This is a genomic window from Embleya sp. NPDC005971 (assembly GCF_040629175.1).
Taxonomy (GTDB): Bacteria; Actinomycetota; Actinomycetes; order Streptomycetales; family Streptomycetaceae; genus Embleya.
Genome location: NZ_JBEXUX010000036.1, coordinates 68,370 through 93,323, shown reverse-complemented (window position 1 = coordinate 93,323; position 24,954 = coordinate 68,370). Strand labels below are relative to the sequence as shown.

The window sequence follows — 24,954 nt, the reverse complement described above, 5'->3', positions numbered from 1 at the left end:
ACGGGTCGCCCGACCGGCGGCGGAAACAGGAGCACCATCGCGAGTGTGCGACGCTGCTCGGCATGACGGTTCCCGAGAGCACCGTGGTCAACGTGGCCGGGCCCTGGACGCACCGCGACATCGCCGCCAACGGCGCGCGGTTCCACATCGCGGAGATGGGCGAGGGCCCGGTCGTGCTCTTGCTGCACGGCTTCCCGCAGTTCTGGTGGACCTGGCGGCATCAGCTACCGGTACTGGCCCGGGCCGGCTACCGCGCGGTCGCGCTGGATCTGCGCGGTTACGGCGGCAGCGACCGCACCCCGCGCGGCTACGACCCGATCACTTTGGCCCTGGACGTGACCGGGGTGATCCGCTCGCTGGGCGAGCCGGACGCGATCGTGGTCGGCCACGACCTGGGCGCCTATCTGGGCTGGACCGCCGCGGTGTTGCGGCCCAAGGTGGTCCGCCGCCTGGTCGCGGTGTCGATGCCGCACCCCCGGCGGCTGCGCGGCGCGCTGCTGACCGATCGGCATCAGATGGCGGCGAGTTCGCACATCTTCGGTTTCCAGCGGCCGTGGGTGCCCGAGCGGCAGTTGATCCGCGACGACGCGGCCATGGTCGGGGACATGTTGCGGGAGTGGTCGGCGCCGGGCCGGCCGGCCGACGAGTCGATCGCGCGCTACCGGCAGGCGATGCTCGTGCCCGGGACGGCGCACTGCGCGGCGGAGCACTACCGCTGGCTGATCCGCTCGATCCCGCGCCCGGACGGAATCCAGTACTCGGCCCGGATGAAGGCCCCCGTCGAGGTGCCCACGCTGCATCTGCACGGCGCCCTCGATCCGGTGATCCTGCCCCGCACCGCCGCCGGCTCCGGGCGCTATGTCGAGGCGCCCTACCGGTGGCGGCTGCTGGAGGGCGTGGGCCACTTCCCGCACGAGGAACAACCCACGATGTTCACCGAGGAACTTCTGGGCTGGCTGAAGGATCCGGAACCGGAACGTTGAAGTTCCGGCACTGAACTTCCACAATGGTTTCGGGCCTTCTTGTGTAATTTTGCCAGGGATATCCGACACTTCCGTACAGATCGCCTCGATGGTCTCCGGGGGGCATTTTCGGCCCGCCGAAGCGGGGCGATTACGCCGTCGGTGACCCGGGTAGGCGCCCCCCTATGAGCCGGACGTACAACGCTCCGAGCATGGCGGCGGGGGCCGGGGACACCCGGTCGGAGACGGCAGAGACCCTCATGGTTGAGATCGGCACCACTGGCACTCACGGGTTCGAACACACGCGAGGGGCGCCGGTCGGCGCGGTTGCCGACCGGGGGGATCATTTCCCGGGACTGATGGGGATATTGCGCCGACGAGCACGTTGGTTGACGTTGCGGCTGCGCTCCCCACGCTGACGCTTCGACGCGGCTCGACACCGGGCCGCGTCGCGGTACCGCTTTCCCGCGGGTGAGTTCTTCGTATTCGCCGAACGATTGCTTCTTTTCGTTTTCAGGCGAATGCGCCGAACCACAAAAGGGCGACGGTGGCGATCATCATCACCGGCACCAGGACGAGCGTCTCCAGACGATTCCCGGTCCGGCCGACGATCGCCAGCTCGAAGCGGGTGCCCAGCGGCCAGAGCAGCGGTATCCCCTGCCTGGTGAGGAAGTCGCCGAGCAGGTGCGCGACACAGCCGAGCACGATCACCATGGGCAACCAGTCGGGTGCGGACGGCATCCAGTGGTCGACCACCGCCGTACCGCCACCGGCGAGCGCGACGATGGTGATCCAGGACGCCGGGCCCTTGCCCGGCGGACACACGTTCAGCGCGCGCAACCCCAGCGCGAGCAGCACGAAGACCATGGTGAGGGTGAACGGCCGACCCAGGTGTTGCACGCCCTGCCAGGTCAGCAGTCCGGCCACCAGGACGAAGGCGATCGAGTGGGTGGCGTGCCGATGCCCGCCGGACACCTTGGCCACGCCCGAGCACAACGCGCGCGAGAGTGGGCCGAGGAAGTTGGCGATCGTGCCGTTGTGGTGGTCGAGGTCGGGCAGCAGCGCCGCGCCCGCGGTCAGGAGGGTGCCGATCACGATCTCGGCCCCGGACAGGTGGTTGTGCCACAGGTGTTGCGGCAGGACCGGCGCCGTCGCGGCGAACACCAGTGCCCCGCTGACCGCGTGCGAATGCCCGAGCATTCCCCCACCCCACCCTGCCGGTTGGCACCGTTGGCGGTGCTGCTCGCACGTCTGCCCGAACGGGCGTCGAACATGCGTCACATGGCGCAACTCTGGGTGTCCACCGGGCGGTCGCCGACCGCGCCCGCCTCGGCGTCGGCGCGCACCTCCTCGACGGTGAGCGCGTAGCCGGTGGACTCGTCGTCGAGCGACTTGGCGAAGATCACCCCGGCGACCTTGCCGCCGGGCGAGATCAGCGGTCCGCCGGAGTTGCCCTGGCGGACCTTGGCGTACAGCGAGTACACGTCGCGACTGACCGTGCCCCGCTTGTAGATGTCCGGTCCGCCGGCCTGGATCCGGGCCCGGACCCGGGCGGGTTCGACGTGGAAGGCGCCGTTCTCCGGGAAGCCGACCACGATCGCGTCCGCGCCGCTCTCCACCTTCGGCTCGAACTGCAACGGAGTGGCCTTGAGACCGGGCACCTTGAGCACCGCGATGTCGCGCTTCCAGTCGTAGAGCACCACTTCGGCCTGGTACTCCCGCCCCTCGCCGCCGATCTGCACGGTCGGCTTCTTGACGCCGCCGACCACGTGCGCGTTCGTCATCACCCGCTGCGGGGCGTAGACGAAGCCGGAGCCCTCGATCACCTTGCCGCAACTCTTCGCGGTGCCGACGATCTTGACGATGCTGTTGCGACTCTCCTGGACGGCGGGCATCGACAACAGCTTGGGGTCCGGCGGCGGGACCTGCGGGATGTCCTCGCGTACGAACGGGCTGAAGACCTGCGGGAAGCCGTTGCGGTCGAGCAGGTTGCCGAACGAGGAGAACCACGTGTCGGCCCCCTGCGGCAACACCCTCTGCACCCCGCCCAGCACCTGGGACGAGCGCACCTCGCGCGAGATGGTGGGCATCGAGGCGCCCGCGACCGAGGAACCGATCAGCCACACCACGATCAACAGCGCGCACACGCTCACGATCGAGCCGCCGGCCGCGTCCACCAGCCGCGCGGGCCGCCAGGTGAGATGCCGGCGCAGTCGGTTGCCCGCCGCGGTGGTCAGCGCCTGGAGCGCGGTGGCCAACACGAGCACGACGCAGATCGCCGCGATCGAGGGGCCCAACCCCGGCTCGAAGCGGTCGAGCAGCGACGGCACGAGCCACATGCCGAGCACGCCGCCGCCGATGAAGCCCAGGAAGGAGAGCACACCGACGATGAAGCCCTGCCGGTATCCGGAGATGGCGAAGGCCACCGCGGCGGCGAGCAGCAACAGGTCCAGGACATTCACGGGCTCACGTTCTCATGTACGAGCCCACGCTGTCCGCCGCCGTGCCGGTTCGTCGAACACCGGTGACACGGCTGTACAGAGCCGATGTTGACGCTCCGTCAGCCCGGCTGCGGCACCGGACGCGGCGACGGGCCGACGGCCGCGTCCCGGTTCAGTCCCGCACGTGGGGCTCGGAGGCGGTCTCCTCGTAGCGGTCGAAGCCGCGCCGGGCCAACCGGGCCTCGGTCTCGGACAGGGTGACCTCGCGCCGGTCGTCCCACGGCCGCTCCCAGCCGGTGTGGTGCAGCACCCGGTCGATCAGCCCCGCGGTGAAGCCCCAGACCATCATGTCGTGCACCAGGAACGCCGGACCCAGGTGACCGCCGGGGTGGCGCAGCCGGGCCCGGTTGGCCGGGTCGGCCAAATCGGCGATCGACACCCGCATCACCCGGGCGACCTCCTCGGGCGCTCCCGGGGCCACCTCGCTCTCGCGGTGCCACCACGCGAGCACGGGGGTGACCACGAAGTCGCTCACCGGGATGTACAGATCGGGCAACCGGCCGAAGATCCGCACACCGGCGGGGTCCAGCCCGACCTCCTCCTGTGCCTCGCGCAACGCGGTCCCCTCCGGGCCGTCGTCGTCCGGGTCCACCGAGCCGCCGGGGAACGCGGCCTGGCCCGCGTGCGAGCGCAGCGTCAGCGCACGCTGGAGCAGCAGCAGGTCCGGGCCGTCGGGTCCCTCGCCGAACAGGATCAGCACCGCGGAGCGTCGACCGCCCTGGGCGGGGGGCAGGAAGCGGCTCAGTTGCTCGGGGCTGATCGACGCGGCGGTGCGCGCGACCGGGCGCAGCCATTCCGGTAGATCGGCTTCGGCCCAGGTCTGGATCCCGGTCCCGGTCTGAGTCACCCGGCGTCCCCCTCGTCTTTCGGTACGTTCCTCGCCGCGTCGACCGGCACCGCGAGCACCGGCAGGGCGGGCGGTTTGAGCCGTTGGCCGGGCTGCCCGGCCATCTCGTACTTGAGCAGCGCCGCGGCCTTGATCGGATCCGTCTCGCCCTCGCCGTACGCCGGACACAACGGTGCGATGGCGCACGCCCCGCAGGCCGGGCGGCGGGCGTGGCACACCCGGCGGCCGTGGAAGATCACCCGGTGCGAGAGCAGGGTCAGGTCCCTGCGCGGGAAGAGCGCCCCGACCTCCTGCTCGACCTTGACCGGATCCTCGTCCTTGGTCCAGCCGAATCGCCGGGCCAGCCGGCCGAAGTGGGTGTCGACGGTGATGCCGGGGACGTCGAAGACCTCGCCGAGCACCACGTTGGCGGTCTTGCGTCCCACTCCCGGCAGGGTGACCAGGTCGGCGAGCTTGCCCGGCACCTCGCCGTCGTAGCGCTCCAGGAGCGCCTGGGACAGGCCCTGGACCGAGCGCGTCTTGGCCCGGAAGAACCCGGTCGGCTGAATGATCGCCTCCAGCTCGGCCGGCTCCGCGGCGGCCATCGCGGCGGCGTCGGGGAAGCGGGCGAACAGTGCCGGGGTGACCGTGTTGACCCGTCGGTCGGTGGTCTGCGCGGACAACACCACGGCGACCAGGAGCTGGAACGCGGTGCCGTAGTCGAGTTCGCAGTGCGCACCCGGGTATATCTCGCCCAGCTCGCGATTGATCCGGCGCGCGCGGCGCACCAGAGCGAGATGGGACTCGGTTTTCACGACCTTCGCGGCAGCCCGCGACCTGCGCGGTGCGGGCTCCGTCACGTTGCTGGACACCCGGCCAGAGTACGCAGATGTGTGGGGACTACGGTCGAGCAGTCCGCACACGCTTGATCACAGGAGCGACATGTCCGGTTACTGCGGATCCGCCCGTTCGTGATCCAGGCCACCCCGCGTAATGATTGCGGGTACCGGTGCGTCAGACTGTGACCGATCGCACTGTTTGACCGCTCGGCTTCATTGGTGTCGACCAGGCCGGCCTAGGAGGAACCTCGTGGACGACGTTTTGCAGCGGGCTCCGCTGTTCGCGGCGCTCGAAGATGAGGACGCCGCCGAGCTGCGGGCCTCCATGACGGAGGTCGCGCTCGAGCGCGGGGACTCGCTCTTCCACGAGGGCGACCCGGGTGACCGGCTGTACGTGGTGATCGAGGGCAAGATCAAGCTGCATCGCAGCTCCAACGACGGTCGCGAGAACATGCTCGCGGTGCTCGGCCCGGGCGAGATGTTCGGCGAGTTGTCGTTGTTCGACCCCGGACCGCGTACGGCGACCGCGACCGCGCTCACCGACGTGCGGCTGCTCGGCCTGGGGCACTCCGACCTGCAGCCCTGGCTGACCGGTCGGCCCAAGGTCGCCGCGGCACTGCTTCGGGCGATAGCCCGTCGGCTGCGGCGGACCAACGAGAGCCTGGGCGACCTGGTCTTCTCCGACGTCCCCGGCCGGGTGGCCAAGGCGCTGTTGGACCTGTCCCGCCGATTCGGGGTGCCGGCCGACGAGGGCATCCACGTCGCGCACGACCTCACCCAGGAGGAGCTGGCCCAGTTGGTCGGCGCCTCGCGGGAGACGGTCAACAAGGCGCTGGCCGACTTCGCCAGCCGGGGTTGGCTGCGGCTGGAGGCGCGTGCGGTGGTCCTGATGGACGTCGAGCGGTTGTCGCGCCGCTCGCGGTGACACGTCGCGAACGGATGAACCGATGACGCGGGGCCCGCCGGTCGGCGGGCCCCGCGTCATGTTCCGGCGAGGTTTTCCGACGTCGGTCCCAGGCGTCCGGTTCCGACGTCGGTCTCAGGCGTCCGCGTGCTCGGCCAGGTATTCGAGCTGGGCTCGGACCGACATCTCGGCGGCCCACCACAGTCCTCGGTCCACGTGCGCGTAGACCCGCTCCACCACGTCCTGGGCGGTCTTGTCGCCGGCGGCGACCGCGGCCCGCACCTGGGCCAGTCGGTCCGCCCGGTGCGAGAGGTAGAAGTCGAGCACGCCGGCCGCGTCGTCCAGGATCGGGCCGTGCGCGGGCAGTACGGCGGTGATCTCGCCGGATTCGGCGAGCGCGCGCAACCGGCGCAGCGAGTCCAGGTAGTCGCCGAGTCGCCCGTCCGGGTGCGCGACCACCGTGGTGCCCCGGCCGAGCACGGTGTCGCCGGTGACCACGAAGCGGTCCTCGGCCACCAGGAAACACACCGAGTCACCCGAATGGCCGGGGGTGACCAGCACCCGCAGGTCCAGTCCGCCGTCGTCGATCACCTGGCCGTCGACCAGGCCCTCGCCGCCGTAGCGCCACTGTGGGTCGACCGAGTGCACGACGGCGTTGGTGAGCGCCTTGAGGCCGGCCACACCGGCCGAGTGGTCGAGGTGGCCGTGGGTGAGCAGGATCCGGCTCACCCGGCGGCCGTCCGCCTCGACCGCGGCGACGATCGCGCGCAGGTGACCCTCGTCGTCGGGCCCCGGGTCGATCACCACGGCGGTATCCGCGCCGGGCTCGGCCACGATCCAGGTGTTGGTGCCGTCCAACGACATCGCGCTCGGGTTCGGCGCGAGCAGACACGTCACCCGTGGGCTCGCGGGTCCGCCGATGCTCTCCCGGGGATTGCCGGGCAGGGGCTGTGTGTTCATGGTCGCCATCCTGTACCTCGGTGCCGGTGCCTCGATCGCCCGGGGCCGATCCGGGCCCTGTGCGCGGACCGTCCCCGAGTCGTGCGCGGGGTCTCAGCGCAAACCGAACGGGTCCGCGATACCGGGCCATTCGAGCACGAGGCGGTCTCCCTCGAATCGGCCCTGCGCCATGATCGGGGTGATCTTTCGGTCCTGCGCGGCGGCCAGCGCCGCCGCCGGGTCGGCGAGCTCCGCGAGGTGGCGCAACGTGTCGATGGTGGGCGGCAACATCGCCATGTCCTGCGCCCGGTGCTGTTCCAGCGCGTCGGCGGGGCGGGCCCAGGTGACCCGGTCGGCCTCGCCGGAGACGTCCCGGGTGCGCTGGCCGGTGGGCAGGGCCGCGACGAAGAACCAGGTGTCGTAGCGCCGGTCCTCGAACTCCGGGGTGATCCAGCGCGCCCACGCGCCCAGCAGATCGGAGCGCAGCACCAGGTCGCGGCGCTCCAGGAACTCGGTCAGCGTCTGCTCGCGCGCCACCAGTGCCGCACGGTCCGCCTCCCAGTCCGCGCCGGTGGTGTCGGAGACGATCGTGCTGGGGTCGGGCCCGGCGAGCAGCACGCCGGACTCCTCGAAGGTCTCGCGCACAGCCGCGCAGACGATCGCGCGGGCCTCGGCGACGCCGGTGCCCAGGCGTTCGGCCCACACCTCGGGTGCGGGTCCGGCCCAGGCCACCGAGTGGTCCGCGTCGCGCGGGTCGACGCCGCCGCCGGGGAACGCGTACATCCCGGCCGCGAACTTCATCGTGGTGTGCCGGCGGAGCAGATACGCCTCGACGCCACCGGGACCATCGCGCAGCAGCACCACGGTCGCCGCGCGACGCGGGGCGACCGGCTGTGCCTCGCCGGCGATGATCGCGCGGGCCCGCTCGGCCCAGGACGCGGGCATGCCCGACTGGGCGTTTCCGGCTTGCGTACTCCCCGTTTCGACCATGCGCGGGATCGTACGCCTGACCGTGTCAAGTTCCACCCCTCACCCCCGAAAACGATCGGACCCGACCCGAAAGGGGCGGGTCCGATCATCCTGGTGGCCGAATCGGTGGTTTGCTCAGACCACCTCGACGAGGATCTCCACCTCGACCGGAGCGTCCAGCGGCAACACGGCCACGCCGACCGCGCTGCGGGCGTGCCGTCCGGCCTCGCCGAAGACCTCGCCGAGCAGTTCGCTGGCGCCGTTGATCACACCGGGCTGGCCGGTGAAGTCCGGGGCGCTGGCCACGAAGCCGACCACCTTGACCACCCGGCGCACCAGCGACAGGTCGCCCAGCTCGGACTTGACCGCCGCGAGCGCGTTCAGCGCGCACTGCCGGGCGAGGTCCTTGGCCTCCTCGGCGGTGACCTCGGCGCCGACCTTGCCGGTCGCGGGCAGCTTGCCCTCGATCATCGGCAACTGGCCGGAGGTGTGGATGTAGTTGCCGGTGCGGATCGCCGGCACGTAGGCGGCGACCGGGGGCACCACGCCGGGCAGGGTCAGGCCCAGCTCGGTGAGCCGCTGTTCGGGGTGTACCTCGCTCACTGGGCGGCCCCCTGCTTCGCGCGCTTCATGTAGGCCACCAGGCTCTCCGGGTTGGGACCCGGCACGACCTGCACCAGTTCCCAGCCGTCGTCGCCCCAGTTGTCCAGGATCTGCTTGGTCGCGTGCACCAGCAGGGGGACGGTCACGTATTCCCACTTCGTCATGTGTGCAGACTTTAGACGGACACGTCGGGCGGTTCGACGGGGCGCCACGCCACCGGCGAGGACAACACCATCGTGCTGGACGGTTTCCCGTGCTCGGCGAGCCGGTCGATCAGCACCTGGAAGTCGGCCATGCTGGCCACCGCGACCATCAGCAGGCAACACGCGTCACCGGTGACCCGGTGCACCTGGAGCACCTCGGGCCAGTCGCGCACGGTGTCCGCGTCGCGGCGCAGCAGGCAGCCCGGGCCGTAGCAATTCATCCGGACCAGCGCCACCACCCCACGCCCGGCCGCAGCCGGGTCCACGTGCGCGTGGTAGCCGGTGATCACGCCCGCGTGTTCGAGCCGGCGCACCCGGGTGGCCACCGCGGGCGCGGAGAGGTTGATCCGTCGGGACAGCTCGTTGAGCGACACCCGGGCGTCGAGCTGTAGTTCGGCGAGCAATCTGCGGTCGATCGCGTCCATGCGCAGCCTCCGTTGTCGATCGTGAGGAGATGCCCCCGGATACCTTGCGAGCGTAAACCGAACCGGCCCTTCCGATGCCCGACACCCATTCCCAACCGAATGGTCGAACGATTCCATATGGGCACTCCCCGACCGGCCCCTTCCGGCGCACCGGCGGGACGGGCCGGAGAGGTGCTCTGCGATGACGGTCGACGAACGAACGCCCCGAGCCGAACCGGCCGGCGGGTGCCCGATGGCCGGCCCGCACCAGGACTTCGGCGACGCGGTCGCGCCGCCGTACGCGGACTACGTACAACTCGACCGACTGCTGTCCCTCCAGCACACCCGCACCGACGTGCCCGCCGAGTTGTCCTTCCTGATCTCCTCCCAGGTGATGGAACTGCTGTTCGCGCTGCTGCGGCAGGAGTGGACGACCGCGGGCGAGCGGCTGGACGCGGACGACCTGCCCGGCGCGATCGGCACCCTGCGGCGCAGCAGCCGCGAGTTGGACGTGCTGGTGTCCACGTGGGACCTGCTCGCCACGCTCACCCCCGGCGAGTTCGGCGCGTTCCGAGAGGCGCTCGGCGAGGCGTCCGGCTTCCAGTCGCATCTGTACCGGCACCTGGAGTTCCTGCTCGGGATCAAGCGCGCCGGCGTGCTGCGGCCCTACACCGGCTCCCCGCGGGTGCACGCCGAACTGGCCCGCTCGTTGCGTGCGCCGAGCCTGTACGACCACGCGCTGGGCGTGCTCGCCCGCCGCGGTCTGTACACCCCGGAACGCGGCGCGGACCCGAGCCGGCCGTACCAACCGTCCGAGGATGTCGAGCGCGCGTGGGCGCGCGCGTACACCGATGCCCTGCCCGACCTGGTCGAACTCGGCGAGACGCTCACCGACATCTCCGAGCGCTGGACCCGCTGGCGTGAGCGGCATCTGGCCGCCACACTGCGAGCGCTGGGAAATCGGCCGGGCACGGGTGGCTCGGCCGGAGCGTCTTGGTTGGAGCAGACCGTACGCGTGCGCGTTTTTCCCGAATTGTGGACCATGCGCACCTTGGTCGAACCATCGAAGGTCTGAGTTCATCGAAAGATGGGTGAAGCATGTCCGATTCCATGTCGAACACGGCCGCCGGCGATTCGTCGGGCCACTTCCCGACCGGTCGTCTCGGGGCCGATCGGGTCACCGAAGCCGCCAAGCTGGACGCGGCGGACCCGCTGGCGCACGTGCGCGAGCGTTTCCTGCTGCCGGCCGGCGTGATCTACCTCGACGGCAACTCGCTCGGCGCGCTGCCGGCCGCCGTACCCGAGGCGCTGAACGACGCGGTGCACCGCCAATGGGGTACCGACCTGATCCGTTCCTGGAACGCCAACGACTGGTGGAGCGCCCCCGCGCGGATCGGCGACCGGATCGGCGCCCTGATCGGCGCCGCGCCCGGCCGGGTGGTGTGCGGCGACTCGACGTCGGTGCAGATCTTCAACGCGGTCGCCGGAGCGTTGCGGTTGCGTCCGGGACGGACCGTGGTGCTGGCCGACCCGGACAGCTTCCCCACCGACCTCTACCTGGCCGACTCGATCGCGAAGCTGCTCGGCGCCCAGGTGCGCCGGGTCCCGGTCGGCGAGGTCGAGGAGGTGCTGCGCGCGGACGGCGCCACGATCGCGGTGATCGCGTACAACCACGTCGACTACCGCAGCGGCGAACTGCGCGACCTGCCCGGCCTGACCGCCGCCGCGCACGCCGCGGGCGCGCTGGCGCTGTGGGACCTGTGCCACTCGGCGGGCGCCTTCCCGATCGACCTGGACGCGCACGAGGTCGACCTCGCCGTCGGGTGCGGCTACAAGTACCTGTCCGGCGGGCCCGGCGCGCCGGCGTTCGTCTATGTGGCCGAGCGGCACATCGCCGACTTCGCGCCCGCGCTGACCGGCTGGCACGGGCACGCGAACCCGTTCGGGATGGAACCCGGCTACACACCCGCGGCGGGCATCGAGCGGGCCCGGATCGGCACCCCGCCGCTGTTGTCGATGCTTGCGCTGGAGGCCGCGCTGAGCGCCTACGACGGCGTGTCGATGGCGGACGTGCGGGCCAAGGGCCTGGCGCTGACCGACCTGTTCATCGCCTGCGTCGGCGACCTGGGCCTGGAGACGCTGACCCCGATCGAGCACGCCCGGCGCGGCAGCCAGGTCGCGGTGCGCCATCCGGAGCCGCACGCGGTGATGGCGGCGCTGATCGACCGGGGCGTGATCGGCGACGTGCGACCGCCGGACGTGCTGCGCTTCGGCTTCAACCCGCTGTATGTCGGCTACGCCGATGTGGTCGAGTCCGTGCGCGTCCTCGGCGACATCCTGGAGACGGGGGCGTACCGGGACGCGCGCTACGCCGTTCGGGCGACGGTGACGTGACGCGGGTCACCACGGGGGGATCACCTCCGACCGGGCGGGGAGCGGGTGGTTAGGCTCGACTCGTGAGTTTGGGTGCGCGGTCACACGGATCCGGTAACGCCTCGGCTACGGCCGGATGGCGCAAGCCTTCGAGGGCAGGGATCCGGGCATGCCGACCACCCGAGACGATCGTCGCGCCGCACCGCCCGACCGCGACCGCCGGACGGACGCCATGAGCACCTCCACCACGGCGGGCGCACGCACGACCGACGGCGACGCCGATTGGGAAGGCGTGCGCCTGCACGTGGTCAGCGGCAAGGGCGGCACCGGCAAGACCACCGTGGCCGCCGCGCTCGCGCTGGCGCTGGCCTCGGGTGGGCGGCGCACCCTGCTGGTCGAGGTGGAGGGGCGGCAGGGCATCGCCCAGCTCTTCGACTGTCCGCATCTGCCCTACGAGGACCGCAAAATCGCGGTCGCGCCGGGCGGCGGCGAGGTGTACGCACTGGCGATCGACCCGGAAGAGGCGCTGCTCGAATACCTCGACATGTTCTACCACCTGGGCCGGGCCGGAAAGGGGCTGAAGAAGCTCGGGGCGATCGACTTCGCGACCACCATCGCGCCGGGCCTGCGCGACGTGTTGTTGACCGGCAAGGCGTGCGAGTCGGCCCGCCGGCGCGCACACGGGCAATTCGCCTACGACGCGGTGGTGATGGACGCGCCGCCCACCGGCCGCATCGCGCGGTTCCTCAACGTCAACACCGAGGTGGCCGGGCTGGCCCGATTCGGCCCGATCCACACCCAGGCCGAGGCGGTGATGGGAGTGATCCGCTCGCCGCAGACCGCGGTGCACCTGGTCACCCTGCTGGAGGAGATGCCGGTCCAGGAAACCGTGGACGGCGTCACCGAGTTGCGCGACTCGGGCCTGCCCACCGGCGGCGTGGTGATCAACATGGCCCGACCGCCGCTCCAGGCCGAGGACGAGAGCGACACCGGGCAACGGCTGACGCCCGAACTGCTGGAGGCCGGTCTGATCGCCGGCGGCATCAAGCCCACCCGGCCGCTGATCTCCTCGCTGCTGGCCGAGGCCGACGAGCACGCGAGTCGGATCGAGCTGGAGAGCACGGGCCGCGCCCTGGTCCGCGGCCTGGACCTGCCGGTCTACGAACTGCCGCTGTTGGCCGACGGGATGGATCTGGGCGGTCTGTACCGCCTCGCCGAGGCGCTGCGCGAGCAGGGGATGGCATGAACAGGCTGGAGATCGACGAGCTGATCGACGACCCGGGCACCCGCATCCTGGTGTGCTGCGGCTCCGGCGGCGTCGGCAAGACCACCACGGCCGCGGCCCTGGGACTGCGCGCGGCCGAACGCGGTCGGGACGTGGTGGTGCTGACCATCGACCCGGCGCGCCGGCTGGCCCAGTCGATGGGCCTGAGCGAGTTGGACAACACGCCCCGCCGGGTCGTCGACGTGGACGAGACCAAGGGCGGCAGCCTGCACGCGATGATGCTCGACATGAAGCGCACGTTCGACGAGATCGTCGAGCAACACGCCGACCCCGAGCGCGCGCAGCAGATCCTGGACAACCCCTTCTACCAGTCGTTGTCCTCCAGCTTCGCCGGCACGCAGGAATACATGGCGATGGAGAAGCTGGGCCAGTTGCACGCGACCGGCGAGTGGGACCTGATCGTGGTGGACACCCCACCGAGCCGGTCCGCGCTCGACTTCCTCGACGCCCCCCAGCGGCTGGGCTCGTTCCTGGACGGCCGGCTGATCCGCATACTCTCGGCCCCCGCGAAGGTCGGCGGGCGCGGTGCGCTCAAGTTCCTGTCCGCGGGCATGGGTTTGATGACCGGCGCGCTGAGCAAGGTGGTCGGCACCCATCTGCTGACCGACATCCAGACCTTCGTGGCCGCGCTCGACACCACCTTCGGCGGGTTCCGCAAGCGCGCGGACGCGACCTACAAGCTGCTCCAGGCCCGCGGCACCTCGTTCCTGGTGGTCGCCGCGCCGGAGAAGGACGCGCTGCGCGAGGCCGCGTACTTCGTCGACCGGCTGGGCACCGAGCGCATGCCGCTGGCCGGGCTGGTGCTCAACCGCGTGCACGCCACGCGGGCGGGCCGACTGTCCGCGGAACGCAGCCTGGCCGCGGCCGAGGCGCTGACCGAACAGGCGGAGCAGGACGAGGTCGATCCGGTCGGGTCCGCGTCGCACCCTGCGGACCTGCGCCTGGTCGCGGGGCTGCTCACGCTGCACGCCGAACGGCTGCGGGTGATCGACCGGGAGGAGCGGATGCGTACCCGCTTCACCTCGATCCACCCCGAGGTGCGGGTGGCCGAGGTCCCGGCGTTGCCCGGTGACGTGCACGACCTGGCAGGTCTGCGGGTGATCGGCGAGAGCCTGGGCGCGGGCTGAGCGCGTGGTCGGATCGCGAGCCGCCGGTCGGCGGGACGCGTTCGGGACGGGTCCGGGACCCGCGCGACGGCGGGCGGCCGGCACCTGATCCCTCGCCGGCCCGCCGGGACCCGGGCCTGACTCCCGGCCCCGGCGGGTGATGACGACTCGAACGTGGTGGTGTTCGGCTGCCTGTCGACACGTGTTCAGCGCGCGGCGCGCTCAGCCGGCAACCCGAAACTCCTCGTCTCCGTGGATGTCGCGCTCGTACTCCTCGCGCGCGGTCTCCAACAGCCGACGCCAGGACGTGATCATCGGCCGGCGACGAAGCAGCGCGCGCCGCTCCCGCTCGGTCATGCCGCCCCAGACGCCGAACTCCACTCGATTGTCCAGCGCGTCCGCCAGGCACTCGGTGCGGACCGGACACCCGGTGCACACTGCCTTGGCGCGATTCTGCGCCGCCCCCTGCACGAACAGCTCATCCGGATCGGTACTCCGGCAGGCGGCCTGCGTGCTCCAGTCGGTAACCCAGCTCATGCTGGTGCCGTCCTCTCCCGATTTTCGAGGCTCCCCCAACGGCGGCGAAGGGAATTCCCGACGCCAAGCAGGACGGTACGAAACCCTGGGCACGCGCAACAGCCCCTGCGCGGGCAGTCATCGATGGCCCGGAAGGACTATGCGCAAATATGGACCCACCCGTCCGGGTGAATGCTCTTGCGTTTCCGGTCACGGCTTCACTCAGAAGGAGGCACGCCGGCGGCACGAAGCTCGGCAGCAAGACCCGACATCCGGCCTCATTCACTCTAAAGAGTGAAATGCCTACTGACACGGATCCCCCGGCTGCTCCGCCAGCTTAGGCGAAGTCCCTTCCCCGCGTAGGGTGTTTGGCCACGTAGGCTGTCGCCCATGGCCCGAACTTCCTCCGGCTCGGCCCGCCCGAAAAGCGGCTCGTCCGGCCCACGATCCCCGCTGGGCTTCGTGGGCCGCTTCGCCGCCTTCGTGGGTGCGAGCATCCTCGCCGGTGCCCTGGTCGCGGGAATCGCGCTGCCGTTCGTGGGCGGCTTCGGCCTGTCCGCGAAGGCGGCGTCGGAAAACTTCGACGACCTGCCCGGTGACCTGGATCAACCGTTCCTGTCGCAGCCGTCGTACATCCTCGACTCCGAGGGCAACCAGCTCGCGATGGTCTACGACCGGTATCGCATCCTGGTGAACTACGACCAGATCTCACCGATCATGCGTCAGGCGATCGTGGCGATCGAGGACTCGCGCTTCTACGAGCACGGTCCGATCGACCTCAAGGGCACGCTGCGCGCCCTGATGCGCAACCAGCAGTCGGGTGGCAGCGGATCCAAGCAGGGCGGTTCCAGCCTGACCCAGCAGTACGTGAAGAACATCTTCGTGGAGGAGGCCGGCAACGACCCGGCCAAGGTGGCCAAGGCACAGGCCCAGGAGATCTCCCGCAAGATCAAGGAGCTGAAGTACGCGATCGGCCTGGAACAGCGGCTGTCCAAGGACGAGATCCTGACCAGGTATCTCAACATCACCTTCTTCGGCCGCCAGGCGTACGGCGTGGAAGCCGCGTCGCAGCGCTACTTCAGCAAGCACGCCAAGGATCTGACCCTGCCCGAGGCGGCCACCCTGGCCGGCGTGGTGCAGGCCCCTTCGGCGTTCGACCCGATCGGCTATCCGAAGGCCGCCCGGGAACGCCGCAACATCGTGTTGCAGCGCATGGCCGAGGTGAAGGTCATCTCGCAGGTCGAGGCCGACGCGGCCAAGGCCACCGAACTGAACCTGAAGACCCAGCCGCTGCCCAACGGCTGCATCACCGCCGACCAGATCGACGGTGCCGCGTTCTTCTGCGACTACGTCGAACGGGTGGTCAAGAACGATCCGGCCTTCGGCGCGAATCGGGAGGAACGCGACAAGATGTGGCGTGAGGGTGGCCTGCGGATCACCACCACGTTGGACCGAAAGGCCCAGAAGGCGGCCTACACCGCCGCAACCAAGGGTGTACTGCAAAAGGACCCGGTCGCCGACGCGGTCGTGATGGTCGAACCGGGCACCGGCCGGATCAAGGCGATGGCGCAGAGTCGGCCGTACGGCTTCGGCGACTACGAGACCACCCTGAACTACTCGGTCGACCACTCCATGGGCGGCTCGACGTACGGCTTCCAGACCGGGTCGACCTTCAAGCCGATCACCGCCGCGGCGGCGCTGGAGAACGGGATGAAGGTCGATCAGGAGTATTCGACCGAAGCCCAGATGGACATGCGGAAGGAGAAGTTCCGCACGTGTGACAAGCCGACTTCGCCGGACCCCTCGTTCAAGGTGAACAACGAGAGCACGAGCGAGGTCGGCACCTGGAACATGCAGACCGCGCTGGAGAAGTCGATCAACACGTACTTCGTCCTGTTGTCCAAGGACGTGGGGCTGTGTCCGATCGCGACGCTGGCGGATCAGCTCGGGGTGCACTCGGGCGACGGCAAGGCACTGCAGCAGGTGGGCAGCATGACGCTCGGCTCCAACACGGTGGCACCGCTGAACATGGCCGCCGCGTATGCCGCGTTCGCCAGCCGTGGCGTCTACTGCTCGCCGGTCGCGGTCACCGAGGTGGCCAAACTCGACGGCACCAAGTTGTCCGTCCCCCAGGCGGGCTGCAAGCAGGTGATGAAGCAGAGCACCGCGGACACGATCAACGCCCTGCTGGAGGGTGTGGTCGAGGACGGCACCGGAACCCAGGCCGGCCTCAAGGATCGCGACAACGCGGGCAAGACCGGCACCACCGACTACCGCAAGGCCGCCTGGTTCGTCGGCTACACGCCGAACATGTCCACGGCGGTGTGGGTCGGCGGCGCCAAGGACGACGTCAAGATGTTCGACATCACCATCGCCGGCGTCACGCACGACAAGGTCTACGGCGGACAGGTACCGGGGCCGATCTGGAAGAGCGCCATGAACGGGGCGCTCAAGGGCCTGGACTCGCCGAGGTTCGTCGACCCGCCCTCGGGCACGATCCCCTCGAAGCCGGACCCGAACAAGAAGCCGACGGACGGCAAGCCGCGGGACCGGGACCAGAACCGGCCGCCGAACGGCGGCAGCACCACACGACCGCAGTGGCCGCCGGTGACCACGCCGCCGCGCACCACGCCGCCGCCGGGCGGCGGCACCACCAAGCCGCCGGAGACTCCGCGACCGGGTCATTCGTGGCCGCCGATCGGGGGCTGGCCCGGGGGTGATGACGGGTGACGGGTGACGGGGTCGTGCGGATCTCGTCGATCTCGTCGATCCTGCCTACCCCGTGACGAATGACTGTGGCGGTGCCCCCTGTTTCTTGGGGAGCACCGCCACAGTCATTCGTGGAGCGAGGTCGGGCCGGGTGGGCCCGAGGGCACCAGGGGTGGGCGTCAGACGCCGAGCTGGCTCTTGATCTCGGCGGCGATCCGGCCGCCCTCGGCCTTGTCGCCGACCTTGGGGCGAACCACCTTCATCACCTGGCCCATCGCCTGCGGACCGCTCGCCCCGGTCTGCGCGATGGCGTCCGCGACGATCACCTTGAGCTCGTCGTCGGACAGTTGCGCCGGCAGGTAGGCCGCGAGGACCTCGCCCTCGGCACGCTCGCGCGCGGCGGACTCGGTCCGGCCGCCGTTCTCGAAGGCTTCGGCGGCCTCCCGGCGCTTCTTCGCCTCGCGCACGATGACCTTGACGACCTCGTCGTCGGACAGCTCGCGGGCGGTCTTGCCCGCGACCTCCTCGTTGGTGATCGCGGTCAGGGTGAGGCGCAGCGTCGAGGAGACCAGTTCGTCACGGGACCGGATGGCCTCGGTGAGGTCGCTCTGCAAACGGCTCTTGAAGGTGCTCATGCGCTCAAGTGTCGCAGCCGCGGGTGTGCGGCCGTACCGAATTACCCGGGCGTGCGGCGCACCGGTCCGGCGGCGGCCGGGTAATTCGGGCGGATCCGGGCGGTCCGGCCGCGCCGTCGCACGAAGTCCCGCGCGGCACCGGGCAGGACCCGCCGTACCGCCTCCAGGAGTCCGCCCGCCGGCCTCGCGGAGTCCGGTTCACCCGCCCCGCGGGGTCGTCCGCGACACCGAGACTGCCGACGACCGGCCGGTTCTGCCAGCATGGAGGGATGCGACCGCGTTCAGCCTTCCCCCTTGCCGTTGCCGTCACCGGGGCCGCCTGCCTCACCTATGCGGCGGCCTACGAGGCCCGTTCGTTCCGTCTGCGCCGGGTGGAGGTGCCGGTATTGCCACGCGGGGCGCGGCCGGTACGGATCCTTCAGGTGTCCGACATCCACATGGTCTCCGGCCAACGCCGCAAACAGGAGTGGCTGCGTCGACTCGACGCGCTGCACCCCGACTTCGTGCTGAACACCGGCGACAACCTCTCCGATCCGGACGCCGTACCCGAGACGCTGGACGCGCTGGGCCCGCTGCTCGGCCGCCCGGGGGCGTACGTATTCGGATCCAACGACTACTACGGCCCGCGCCCCAAGGACCCCACCGGCTACCTCCGCCGCGACGACGGCACCCGCCGACTCGGCCCCGAGAACCCGTGGACCGACCTGCGCGACGGCTTCGCCACGGCCGGCTGGGAAAACCTCAACAACGCCCGAGGCCGACTCAAGGTGGACGGCCTGGAGATCGAGCTGGTCGGCCTGGACGACCCGCACATCGACCGCGACCGCTACGAACAGGTGGCCGGCGGCCCCGACCCGGCCGCGGACATCTCCCTCGCCGTCGTACACGCCCCGTACCTGCGCGCCCTCGACGCCTTCACCGCCGAGGGCTACCCCCTGGTGATCGCCGGCCACACCCACGGCGGCCAGGTCTGCGTCCCCTTCTACGGCGCCCTCACCACGAACTGCGACCTCGACCGCAAACGCGCCAAGGGCCTGTCCAGGCACACCTCCGCCGACCGCGAGTCCTACCTCCACGTCTCCGCCGGCTGCGGCACCTCCCGCTACGCCCGCTTCCGCTTCGCCTGCCCCCCCGAGGCCACCCTCCTCACCCTGACCCCCCGCCAGTCCACCGCCGCCCCCACCCCCCGCTAAACCGGATTTCGCCTCAGGCCCCCGACCCGCTAAGCTGAACGCGCAGCATCGGGGTGTGGCGCAGCTTGGTAGCGCGCTTCGTTCGGGACGAAGAGGCCGTGGGTTCAAATCCCGCCACCCCGACCAGCAGGTCAGAGGCTCCATCGGAGAAATCCGATGGGGCCTCTGACGCGTTTCCGGCACGAAAAAACAGCAACCACGTTGGTTGCCGGCGGCTTTCGTCAACCGGCCACTGCGTCTGCTCGCCGACCTTCCCCACCCCGGGCGGCGGACCGGGAACCGTCTGCGGCTGCCCTAAGTGGTGGCGGTGAAGATGTGCCTACCTGATCGCCCGCCGGGAGAAGAGCCGCGAGCTGATGAAACCGCCTACGGGACCGCACTCGATCCGCTTGGGTCGCGTCAGCTCTCGTAGTGGTAGCGGCACTGTGCGATCAGGACCGTGTCCTCGGTGGCCTTGTAGATCAATCGGTGCTCGTCGTTGATACGGCGTGACCAGTAGCCCTGGAACCCGTGCTTGAGCGGTTCCGGTTTGCCGATCCCCTCGTTGCCGTTCCGGGAGATGTCCGTGATAAGCGTATTGATGCGCTTCAGAACCTTCCGGTCCTGAAGCTGCCACCAGAGGTAGTCCTCCCAGGCGCGGGAGGAGAAGGTGATCTTCATCCGCCGGCCCTCATTCGTCGGTCGTCAGCTCGCGTACGGTGCCGCCGCCGTTTTCCAACTCGTCGATGGACGCAAGCAGACGCCGGGCGTTCGCAGGGCTTCGCAACAGGTATGCCGTCTCCTTCAGGGACTCGTAGTCCTCAAGGGAGACGATGACGACCGGGTCGTGTCCGGCTCGGGTGATGACAACCTCTTCGCGGTCGTCGTTGACGGAGTTGAGCACCTCGGCATACCGCGCGCGAGACTCGGAGTACGTCATGGTCTTCATAGCCAACCCTTCCTCGTCGTACAAGAAATTGTACGTCGACCTTCATGGTGCGGCAATCGCTTGGCCGACTGCCGCGGACGGGTAGCAGGAGGCCGTGCTGCTCGGCGCCTTGACGCTGCCATCAGTCTGCCCACAGCAGCACGGCGACCACCCGGGCCCGGCTCGCGGACGACCGTGCCGGCGCACCACGGAAACTCTGCGCGTGGAGGGGTTCGACCCCGACGCCTTCGACCCCGACGCCTTGGACCGGCAACTGGCCGCGCTGGAGCCGCGTCGGCCCACAGCCACCGCAGCATCCGCGTCCGCCGAGGCCACCCTCGGCAGGCAGCACTGCTCCTGCGGGAAGTTCCACGACGACGATCTCGACATGGAATTCGTCCCGGTGCGCCCTGTCTCCCTGGCACCGAGCGCGGACCTGGCCGCCGCCGCACGGCAGGTGCCGCTGATCGACTCCGCGCTCCGTCCGGCCCACTGGTGCCGGGCGGGACGAGCCGTCACGTCCCGGGACGTACTCAAACCCGCGCTCGGCCGCCGGGCCGTCCAGGAACTCGACCTGTGGTCCCAGGACGACGAGCTGAGCGCACTCCAGCCGGCGGAGCGTGGCCAGCGGCTGGGGCGCCTACGCAGTTCCGGCGACCTGCCCTGCCTGGACAACCCCTGGCGGCTCGCCCTGTACGCGGACTTGGTGGAAACCCGTGCAGGCACCGCACGGCCCGGCGCCGGCCTGCCCGCCACGGCAGGAGACGAAGGAGTCGTGGAGCTCTGGTGCAAGTCGCTGCTGGACGAACTCGACGCCCTGAACGACCTCGAAAACCTCGGCCTGCCCCCAGTGTTGTTGACGGCGCTCGACATGCGGAGCGAGGACGGCGAAGGCTTGGCGGCAGCCGTCCTGCGGGCTCTGTACGAGGTTCCCGAAGGCGAATGGCTGGACACGGCGCTGCTCCTCGGCGCCCTCCTCGGCGCCCTCCGCGACGGCCTCCCCGATCAGGAGGCGCGACTGGTCGAACTGCTCCTCGTGCAAACCCTCGAGTACGCGGCCGTGGTCCAAGTGAGCCCACCATGCGTCGTCGCGGGCCGCAGGAGAGAAGTACGTCCGGTACACCCAGCGGGTCCGCTCGCCGCCGACGGACTCACGGACTCGGCGCAGGTGGCCGGCCGTCGACAGCGCGGTGAGCGCGGAGCGGACGGCTTGTTGTCCGTAGCGGGGAAGGGATTTGGCAAGCGTCTTGACGTCCATCGCGGCGCCGTTCGGCAGGCGGTCGACGTAGGCGGCGATATGGGCCTCGCGCTCGGGCCTCGGCCACCCAATCGATAGGAAGGCGCTCGGGTCTCGAAGCTCGACGCTCGCCGCCCGCCGCCCGTGCTTCGAGCCTCGGCGCCCCGCGAAGCGGACCCGCCGACCGCCCGTTCGCGGACCGGCGGCGGTCGAACAGACGGCACGCGCGACCACACAGCCACCGAATCATCCAGGCCCGGGAGCCTCCTCTTCGCGAGTATCCATTTCCGCGAAGACGACTTTGCCCGGCCCTGATCGCTCGGCCACGCCCCAACAGGCCGCGACGGAACTGATGAGAAGCAGACCACGACCGTTCTCGGCGTCTCCGGTCGTAGTGGGCGCACACACCGGTCGGGCGGGGTGAGCGTCGGCCACCTCGACCCGAACCACACCGGTCGCCCTGTCGTAGGCGAGTCGCAGCGCGAAATCGGTGTCCGGAACGCGCCCGTGCAGCACGGCATTCGCGGCGAGTTCTCCAACCACCAGGGCCACCGTTTCGGATGCGTTGCTGCCGTACGGAATGCCCCAGGTCGCCAGCTGGTATGTGACGAGACGACGTGCCTGGCGCGCACCGCTCCCGGTGGCCGCGAAGCACTGTGTGAACACGCTTGCGGTGGCGCCGACTTGCTTCAGCGGAAAGGTCATCCCCCAGATTTCGCAGCTCGGCAGGGCCAAGAACAGGGATTGCGCCAGTACAACCCGATCTGTACTGGTTGACCATATGGACTGGGTGGGTAACCCACCGTGACAATGAACCACGTTGCCGGGGCTCGGGAACGGAGGGTGGCGCGGATGACGGCGGAGAATGGTGGCAGATGCGGTGAGCCGGAGTTGTCGGACAGTCTCAAGACGTTCGGCGTGGTTCTCAAGGCACTGAGAGACGAAGCCGGCCTGACACAAGAGGAGTTCGCGCCACTCGTGGGCTACTCGGGTCACTACGTCGCCAAGATCGAGCAGGGCAAGCGCTTCCCTCCCAAGGACTTGGTGACACGCTCCGAAGCGGCGCTCGGACCGACTGCGGGGCGCGTGCTGAAGGCGGCGGCGCAGACCTTGTCGCGTAAGGCGGGGCTGGCGTCGTGGTTCCGGCAGTGGGCGGGGATCGAGGAGGACGCGGTATCGCTGTACGCCTACGAGTGTCGAGTGGTGCCTGGGTTGCTCCAGCCTGAGAGCTACATCCGTGCGGTCTTCGAGCGCCGAGTTCCGCCTTTGTCCGAAGGACAATTCGAGCAGCAAGTCGCCGCTCGCCTCGCCAGGCAGCAACTGCTGATCGACCGCCCCAACACCACGTTCTGCTTCATCGTGGAACAAGCACTGCTTGAGCGTCGTTTGGGTGGATCAGTCGTAACGCGGGCGTTGCTGGATAACCTGATTCGGCAAGGACAGCGGCGCAACGTGGAAATCCAAATCATGCCGCTGTGCCAGGAGGATCACTACGGTTTTGAGGGCCCCATGTACCTCGCCGAAGCGTCGGCAACCAATGGCTGGGATACCTCGAAAGTCATGAGCACAGCAATCTGATCACCGACCCGAACGCAATCAGCGCAATGCTCCAGCGCTATGGAAGGATGCGGTCGCAGGCCCTCAGCCGTCCGGCGACCGCGCGCCTGCTGGAGCAGATGCGAGGAACGCTATGAGCGATACCGACCTGCGTTGGTTCAAGAGCAGCTACAGCGGTGGCGGGGGAGACAACTGCGTCGAGATCGCCGTATGCCCCGAGGTGATCCGTATCCGGGACTCCAAGGACGTACGCATCCAGCCTCTCGCCATCTCGCCCACCGCTTGGACCCGCTTCACCGCGCACACGGCGGGCAACCCGGGCTGAGTGCCGCGACGCCGGCCGAGCCGGGCGAGGGCCGGTAAGCGACGGCCGGTGTCTATGGTGGTTCGGTTGGTCGGCTTCCGCTCGCCCCGCCGGGGGCGGCGAGCGCAGCCGTTGTCGTCTTGTGAACGAGGTAGTACCACCATGCCCTCAGCCCGTGCGCGGACGCACCGTGATCCCGTCGCCCAGTCGGCGCCGAGCGGGCGAACCGGTCGGGCGCCCGGGGCCGTGCTGACGCTGGTCGCGCTGTTCCTGGTGGCGATCAATCTGCGGGCCGCGATCACCGATGTGCCACCGCTGCTCACTTCCGTTCGGGACGACCTCGGGCTGTCCGGGGCCGCCGCCGGGGTGTTGACGGCGATTCCGGTGGTGTCGATGGGGGTGTTCGCGCCGCTCGCGCATCGTGGGGCCGCGCGCTACGGGTATGAGCGCACCGTGGCCGCGTCGGTGGTCGTGCTGCTGGTGGGGGTGCTGATCCGGCTGGGTGGGGCCTCGGTCGTGCCGCTGTTTTCGGGCACGCTGGTTGCCGGCGCCGGGATCGCGGTGCTGGGCGCGGCGCTGCCGGGGGTGGTCAAGACGCACTTCGCCGAGCGGGCGGGGGCGGTCACCGGGTTGTACAGCGCGGCGGTCGGGGTCGGCGCGGCGGGTGCGAGTGCGCTCGCCGTACCGCTGTCCGACGCGTTCGGATCCTGGCAGCTCTCCCTCGGTGTGGTCGCGGTCCCTGCCGTGCTGGGGCTGTTCGCCTGGCTGCCGGTGATCCGACGCGCGAAGCCGGTACGGACCGACCCGAGCCGCGCGGGCACCACCGACGCGACCGCGGCCCGGCCCACAGGGCGCACGCCCGGGAGTACGAAGCCCATGCCCGCACCGGCCACCGCGGCGCCCGACACCTCCCCCTGGCGACGCCCCGTGGCCTGGATCCTCGCGGTCTTCCTGGTCATGCAGACCAGCGCGTACTACGGCGTGGTCGGCTGGGTTCCCGCCGCCTACGAGGAGCAGGGCTGGAGTGCCGAGCGCGCGGGCCTGCTGCTGTCCGTGTTCGGCCTCACCGGCATCGTCTCCGGCCTGGTGATCCCGTTGCTCGCGGACCGCTTCGCCGACCCCCGGCCGCTGTTCGCGGTCACCGTCGCGGGTGCGGTGGTCGGCATGGGCCTGCTCGCGTTCGCGCCGAATCTGGCGCCGTGGCCCACCATCGCACTGCTCGGCCTGACCCTCGGCGGCGCGTTCCCGTTGATGTTGGTGATGCTCGTCCGGTTCGCGCCGAGCCCGGCGGCGGCCGGCCGGCTGTCCGCGATGACATTCCTGATCGGTTATCCGATCGCCGCGGCCCTACAGATCGTGTTCGGCACGATCCACGACGCGACCGGCGACTACACGGCGGTGTTCGGCGTGCTGTTCGCGATGACACTGGTGGAACTCGCGGTCTGCCTCGGTTTGAATCCCAAGCATGCCCGGCACACCTGACCACCCGTCACCGCGGACCGACGCCTCCGAGCACCCCTCGCTGTCCGTCCTCCCGCCACCGCTCCTCCCGCCACACTTTCGGGCCGTCCGCTATGTCTACGCCCGACACCCGCAGGCCGTCGCGACCGGTGACCTGACGGCCGGCGCCAACTGCCAGTTGTACGCGTACGCCTTCCTCGCCCATCACGGTCTGCGCGTCCCGCCCCTGCGCTCGTCCGACCTGTGGGCCGACGACGCCGCGACCGTCCGCGTGGTGGGCGAACCCGAGCCGTTGGACCTGGTCCTGTTCGACGGCGGCCCGCGCCCGGACCGGGATCCCGGCTACGCCGCGCACATCGGCGTGCACCTGGGCCCGGATCGGGTGCTGCACCTGTGTCGGGAGGTCGGTCGGCCGGCGATCTGGTCGTACACCGAGTTCGCCGCCCGTCCGCACTACGCCCGCCTGCTCGGAGTCAAACGGTGTCGGAGAGCAACGGAACACAAGCGCACCCTCGCGTAGT

At 70.1% G+C, this 24,954-nt stretch carries 25 protein-coding genes, 1 tRNA gene and 2 pseudogenes; 13 read left to right on the top strand and 15 right to left on the bottom strand.

The annotated features are described in order from the left end of the window. Positions 1 to 62: 62 nt before the first annotated feature. The gene (locus ABZ374_RS28540) at positions 63 to 983 is read left to right on the top strand and encodes an alpha/beta hydrolase (protein ID WP_360316028.1); all 921 of its coding nucleotides are present in this window, start codon (positions 63 to 65) and stop codon (positions 981 to 983) included. A 492-nt stretch (positions 984 to 1,475) separates the two neighbouring features. Here the strand turns inward: ABZ374_RS28540 and ABZ374_RS28535 are convergent, their stop codons facing one another. The 4 genes from ABZ374_RS28535 to nth form a co-directional block, all read right to left on the bottom strand. Then, positions 1,476 to 2,162, bottom strand: a complete 687-nt coding sequence (locus tag ABZ374_RS28535) for a metal-dependent hydrolase (protein WP_360316026.1) — start codon at positions 2,160 to 2,162, stop codon at positions 1,476 to 1,478. Positions 2,163 to 2,239: 77 nt separating this feature from the next. Continuing rightward, positions 2,240 to 3,424 carry a MarP family serine protease gene (locus ABZ374_RS28530; RefSeq protein ID WP_360316024.1) on the bottom strand — a complete coding sequence of 395 codons (1,185 nt, stop codon included), beginning with the start codon at positions 3,422 to 3,424 and terminating at the stop codon, positions 2,240 to 2,242. Positions 3,425 to 3,575: 151 nt separating this feature from the next. Further along, positions 3,576 to 4,310: a CoA pyrophosphatase gene (locus ABZ374_RS28525; protein ID WP_360316021.1), complete on the bottom strand. Its 735-nt coding sequence runs from the start codon at positions 4,308 to 4,310 to the stop codon at positions 3,576 to 3,578. Continuing rightward, positions 4,307 to 5,161, bottom strand: coding sequence for an endonuclease III (gene nth / locus ABZ374_RS28520; protein WP_360316018.1), 855 nt, complete (start codon positions 5,159 to 5,161; stop codon positions 4,307 to 4,309). The genes ABZ374_RS28525 and nth overlap by 4 nt, the downstream gene beginning before the upstream one ends. A gap of 217 nt (positions 5,162 to 5,378) precedes the next feature. Between nth and ABZ374_RS28515 the strand changes: the two genes are divergently transcribed. Continuing rightward, entirely contained in the window at positions 5,379 to 6,053 is a 675-nt protein-coding gene (locus ABZ374_RS28515; protein WP_020554920.1) for a Crp/Fnr family transcriptional regulator, read from the top strand. Between the two features lie 114 nt (positions 6,054 to 6,167). Here ABZ374_RS28515 and ABZ374_RS28510 read toward each other — a convergent pair whose 3' ends face one another. From ABZ374_RS28510 to ABZ374_RS28490, 5 genes are all read right to left on the bottom strand, one after another. Then, on the bottom strand, positions 6,168 to 7,001 hold the full coding sequence (locus ABZ374_RS28510) for an MBL fold metallo-hydrolase (protein WP_360316016.1): 834 nt from the start codon (positions 6,999 to 7,001) through the stop codon (positions 6,168 to 6,170). Positions 7,002 to 7,085: 84 nt separating this feature from the next. Continuing rightward, the gene (locus tag ABZ374_RS28505; protein ID WP_360316071.1) at positions 7,086 to 7,916 is read right to left on the bottom strand and encodes an NUDIX hydrolase; all 831 of its coding nucleotides are present in this window, start codon (positions 7,914 to 7,916) and stop codon (positions 7,086 to 7,088) included. 159 nt (positions 7,917 to 8,075) lie between these two features. After that, entirely contained in the window at positions 8,076 to 8,543 is a 468-nt protein-coding gene (locus tag ABZ374_RS28500; RefSeq protein ID WP_360316013.1) for a RidA family protein, read from the bottom strand. After that, a complete protein-coding gene (locus ABZ374_RS28495; protein WP_360316010.1) occupies positions 8,540 to 8,707 on the bottom strand; it encodes a hypothetical protein in 168 nt (55 codons plus the stop codon). Before ABZ374_RS28495 ends, ABZ374_RS28500 begins: the two co-directional genes overlap by 4 nt. Positions 8,708 to 8,718: 11 nt before the next feature. Next, on the bottom strand, positions 8,719 to 9,171 hold the full coding sequence (locus tag ABZ374_RS28490) for an Lrp/AsnC family transcriptional regulator (RefSeq protein WP_360316008.1): 453 nt from the start codon (positions 9,169 to 9,171) through the stop codon (positions 8,719 to 8,721). Positions 9,172 to 9,352: 181 nt separating this feature from the next. Here ABZ374_RS28490 and ABZ374_RS28485 point away from each other — a divergent pair, with 181 nt between their 5' ends. From ABZ374_RS28485 to ABZ374_RS28470, 4 genes are all read left to right on the top strand, one after another. Then, positions 9,353 to 10,225 (top strand): tryptophan 2,3-dioxygenase family protein, encoded by an 873-nt coding sequence (locus tag ABZ374_RS28485; protein ID WP_360316005.1) that lies wholly within the window; start codon positions 9,353 to 9,355, stop codon positions 10,223 to 10,225. A gap of 23 nt (positions 10,226 to 10,248) precedes the next feature. Then, positions 10,249 to 11,544 (top strand): kynureninase, encoded by a 1,296-nt coding sequence (kynU, locus tag ABZ374_RS28480; protein WP_360316003.1) that lies wholly within the window; start codon positions 10,249 to 10,251, stop codon positions 11,542 to 11,544. Positions 11,545 to 11,692: 148 nt separating this feature from the next. Then, complete coding sequence (locus ABZ374_RS28475) at positions 11,693 to 12,769, top strand: ArsA-related P-loop ATPase (protein WP_360316000.1); 1,077 nt, start codon at positions 11,693 to 11,695, stop codon at positions 12,767 to 12,769. After that, complete coding sequence (locus ABZ374_RS28470) at positions 12,766 to 13,935, top strand: ArsA family ATPase (protein ID WP_360315997.1); 1,170 nt, start codon at positions 12,766 to 12,768, stop codon at positions 13,933 to 13,935. The genes ABZ374_RS28475 and ABZ374_RS28470 overlap by 4 nt, the downstream gene beginning before the upstream one ends. A 201-nt stretch (positions 13,936 to 14,136) precedes the next feature. Here the strand turns inward: ABZ374_RS28470 and ABZ374_RS28465 are convergent, their stop codons facing one another. After that, positions 14,137 to 14,451, bottom strand: a complete 315-nt coding sequence (locus ABZ374_RS28465) for a WhiB family transcriptional regulator (RefSeq protein ID WP_020554910.1) — start codon at positions 14,449 to 14,451, stop codon at positions 14,137 to 14,139. A gap of 369 nt (positions 14,452 to 14,820) precedes the next feature. Between ABZ374_RS28465 and ABZ374_RS28460 the strand changes: the two genes are divergently transcribed. Beyond that, the gene (locus tag ABZ374_RS28460; RefSeq protein ID WP_360315994.1) at positions 14,821 to 17,160 is read left to right on the top strand and encodes a transglycosylase domain-containing protein; all 2,340 of its coding nucleotides are present in this window, start codon (positions 14,821 to 14,823) and stop codon (positions 17,158 to 17,160) included. A 158-nt stretch (positions 17,161 to 17,318) separates the two neighbouring features. Here ABZ374_RS28460 and ABZ374_RS28455 read toward each other — a convergent pair whose 3' ends face one another. Next, positions 17,319 to 17,774, bottom strand: coding sequence for a GatB/YqeY domain-containing protein (locus ABZ374_RS28455; protein ID WP_360315991.1), 456 nt, complete (start codon positions 17,772 to 17,774; stop codon positions 17,319 to 17,321). Positions 17,775 to 18,043: 269 nt separating this feature from the next. Between ABZ374_RS28455 and ABZ374_RS28450 the strand changes: the two genes are divergently transcribed. Next, on the top strand, positions 18,044 to 18,967 hold the full coding sequence (locus ABZ374_RS28450) for a metallophosphoesterase (protein ID WP_360315988.1): 924 nt from the start codon (positions 18,044 to 18,046) through the stop codon (positions 18,965 to 18,967). Between the two features lie 49 nt (positions 18,968 to 19,016). After that, positions 19,017 to 19,093 (top strand) — tRNA-Pro (locus ABZ374_RS28445). A gap of 273 nt (positions 19,094 to 19,366) precedes the next feature. On the opposite strand, the gene ABZ374_RS28440 is transcribed toward ABZ374_RS28445, so the two are convergent. The 4 genes and pseudogenes from ABZ374_RS28440 to ABZ374_RS28425 all read right to left on the bottom strand — a co-directional run bounded on the left by ABZ374_RS28440 (position 19,367) and on the right by ABZ374_RS28425 (position 21,816). Then, positions 19,367 to 19,627: a Txe/YoeB family addiction module toxin gene (locus tag ABZ374_RS28440; RefSeq protein WP_360315985.1), complete on the bottom strand. Its 261-nt coding sequence runs from the start codon at positions 19,625 to 19,627 to the stop codon at positions 19,367 to 19,369. 10 nt (positions 19,628 to 19,637) lie between these two features. Beyond that, positions 19,638 to 19,895: a type II toxin-antitoxin system prevent-host-death family antitoxin gene (locus ABZ374_RS28435; RefSeq protein ID WP_360316068.1), complete on the bottom strand. Its 258-nt coding sequence runs from the start codon at positions 19,893 to 19,895 to the stop codon at positions 19,638 to 19,640. Positions 19,896 to 20,949: 1,054 nt separating this feature from the next. Further along, positions 20,950 to 21,189, bottom strand: a pseudogene (locus ABZ374_RS28430) (MarR family transcriptional regulator); the annotation flags it as partial. 168 nt (positions 21,190 to 21,357) lie between these two features. Beyond that, positions 21,358 to 21,816, bottom strand: coding sequence for an ATP-binding protein (locus ABZ374_RS28425; RefSeq protein ID WP_360315982.1), 459 nt, complete (start codon positions 21,814 to 21,816; stop codon positions 21,358 to 21,360). Positions 21,817 to 21,963: 147 nt separating this feature from the next. On the opposite strand from ABZ374_RS28425, the pseudogene ABZ374_RS28420 reads away from it, so the two are divergent. The 4 genes and pseudogenes from ABZ374_RS28420 to ABZ374_RS28405 all read left to right on the top strand — a co-directional run bounded on the left by ABZ374_RS28420 (position 21,964) and on the right by ABZ374_RS28405 (position 24,953). Further along, a pseudogene (locus ABZ374_RS28420) lies at positions 21,964 to 22,805 on the top strand (helix-turn-helix transcriptional regulator). Further along, positions 22,802 to 22,993 carry a DUF397 domain-containing protein gene (locus ABZ374_RS28415; RefSeq protein ID WP_360315980.1) on the top strand — a complete coding sequence of 64 codons (192 nt, stop codon included), beginning with the start codon at positions 22,802 to 22,804 and terminating at the stop codon, positions 22,991 to 22,993. The pseudogene ABZ374_RS28420 and the gene ABZ374_RS28415 overlap by 4 nt, the downstream one beginning before the upstream one ends. 141 nt (positions 22,994 to 23,134) lie before the next feature. Then, positions 23,135 to 24,454: an MFS transporter gene (locus ABZ374_RS28410; protein ID WP_360315978.1), complete on the top strand. Its 1,320-nt coding sequence runs from the start codon at positions 23,135 to 23,137 to the stop codon at positions 24,452 to 24,454. Then, entirely contained in the window at positions 24,438 to 24,953 is a 516-nt protein-coding gene (locus ABZ374_RS28405; RefSeq protein WP_360315976.1) for a cell wall hydrolase, read from the top strand. Before ABZ374_RS28410 ends, ABZ374_RS28405 begins: the two co-directional genes overlap by 17 nt. The last annotated feature ends 1 nt before the right edge of the window (position 24,954 follow it).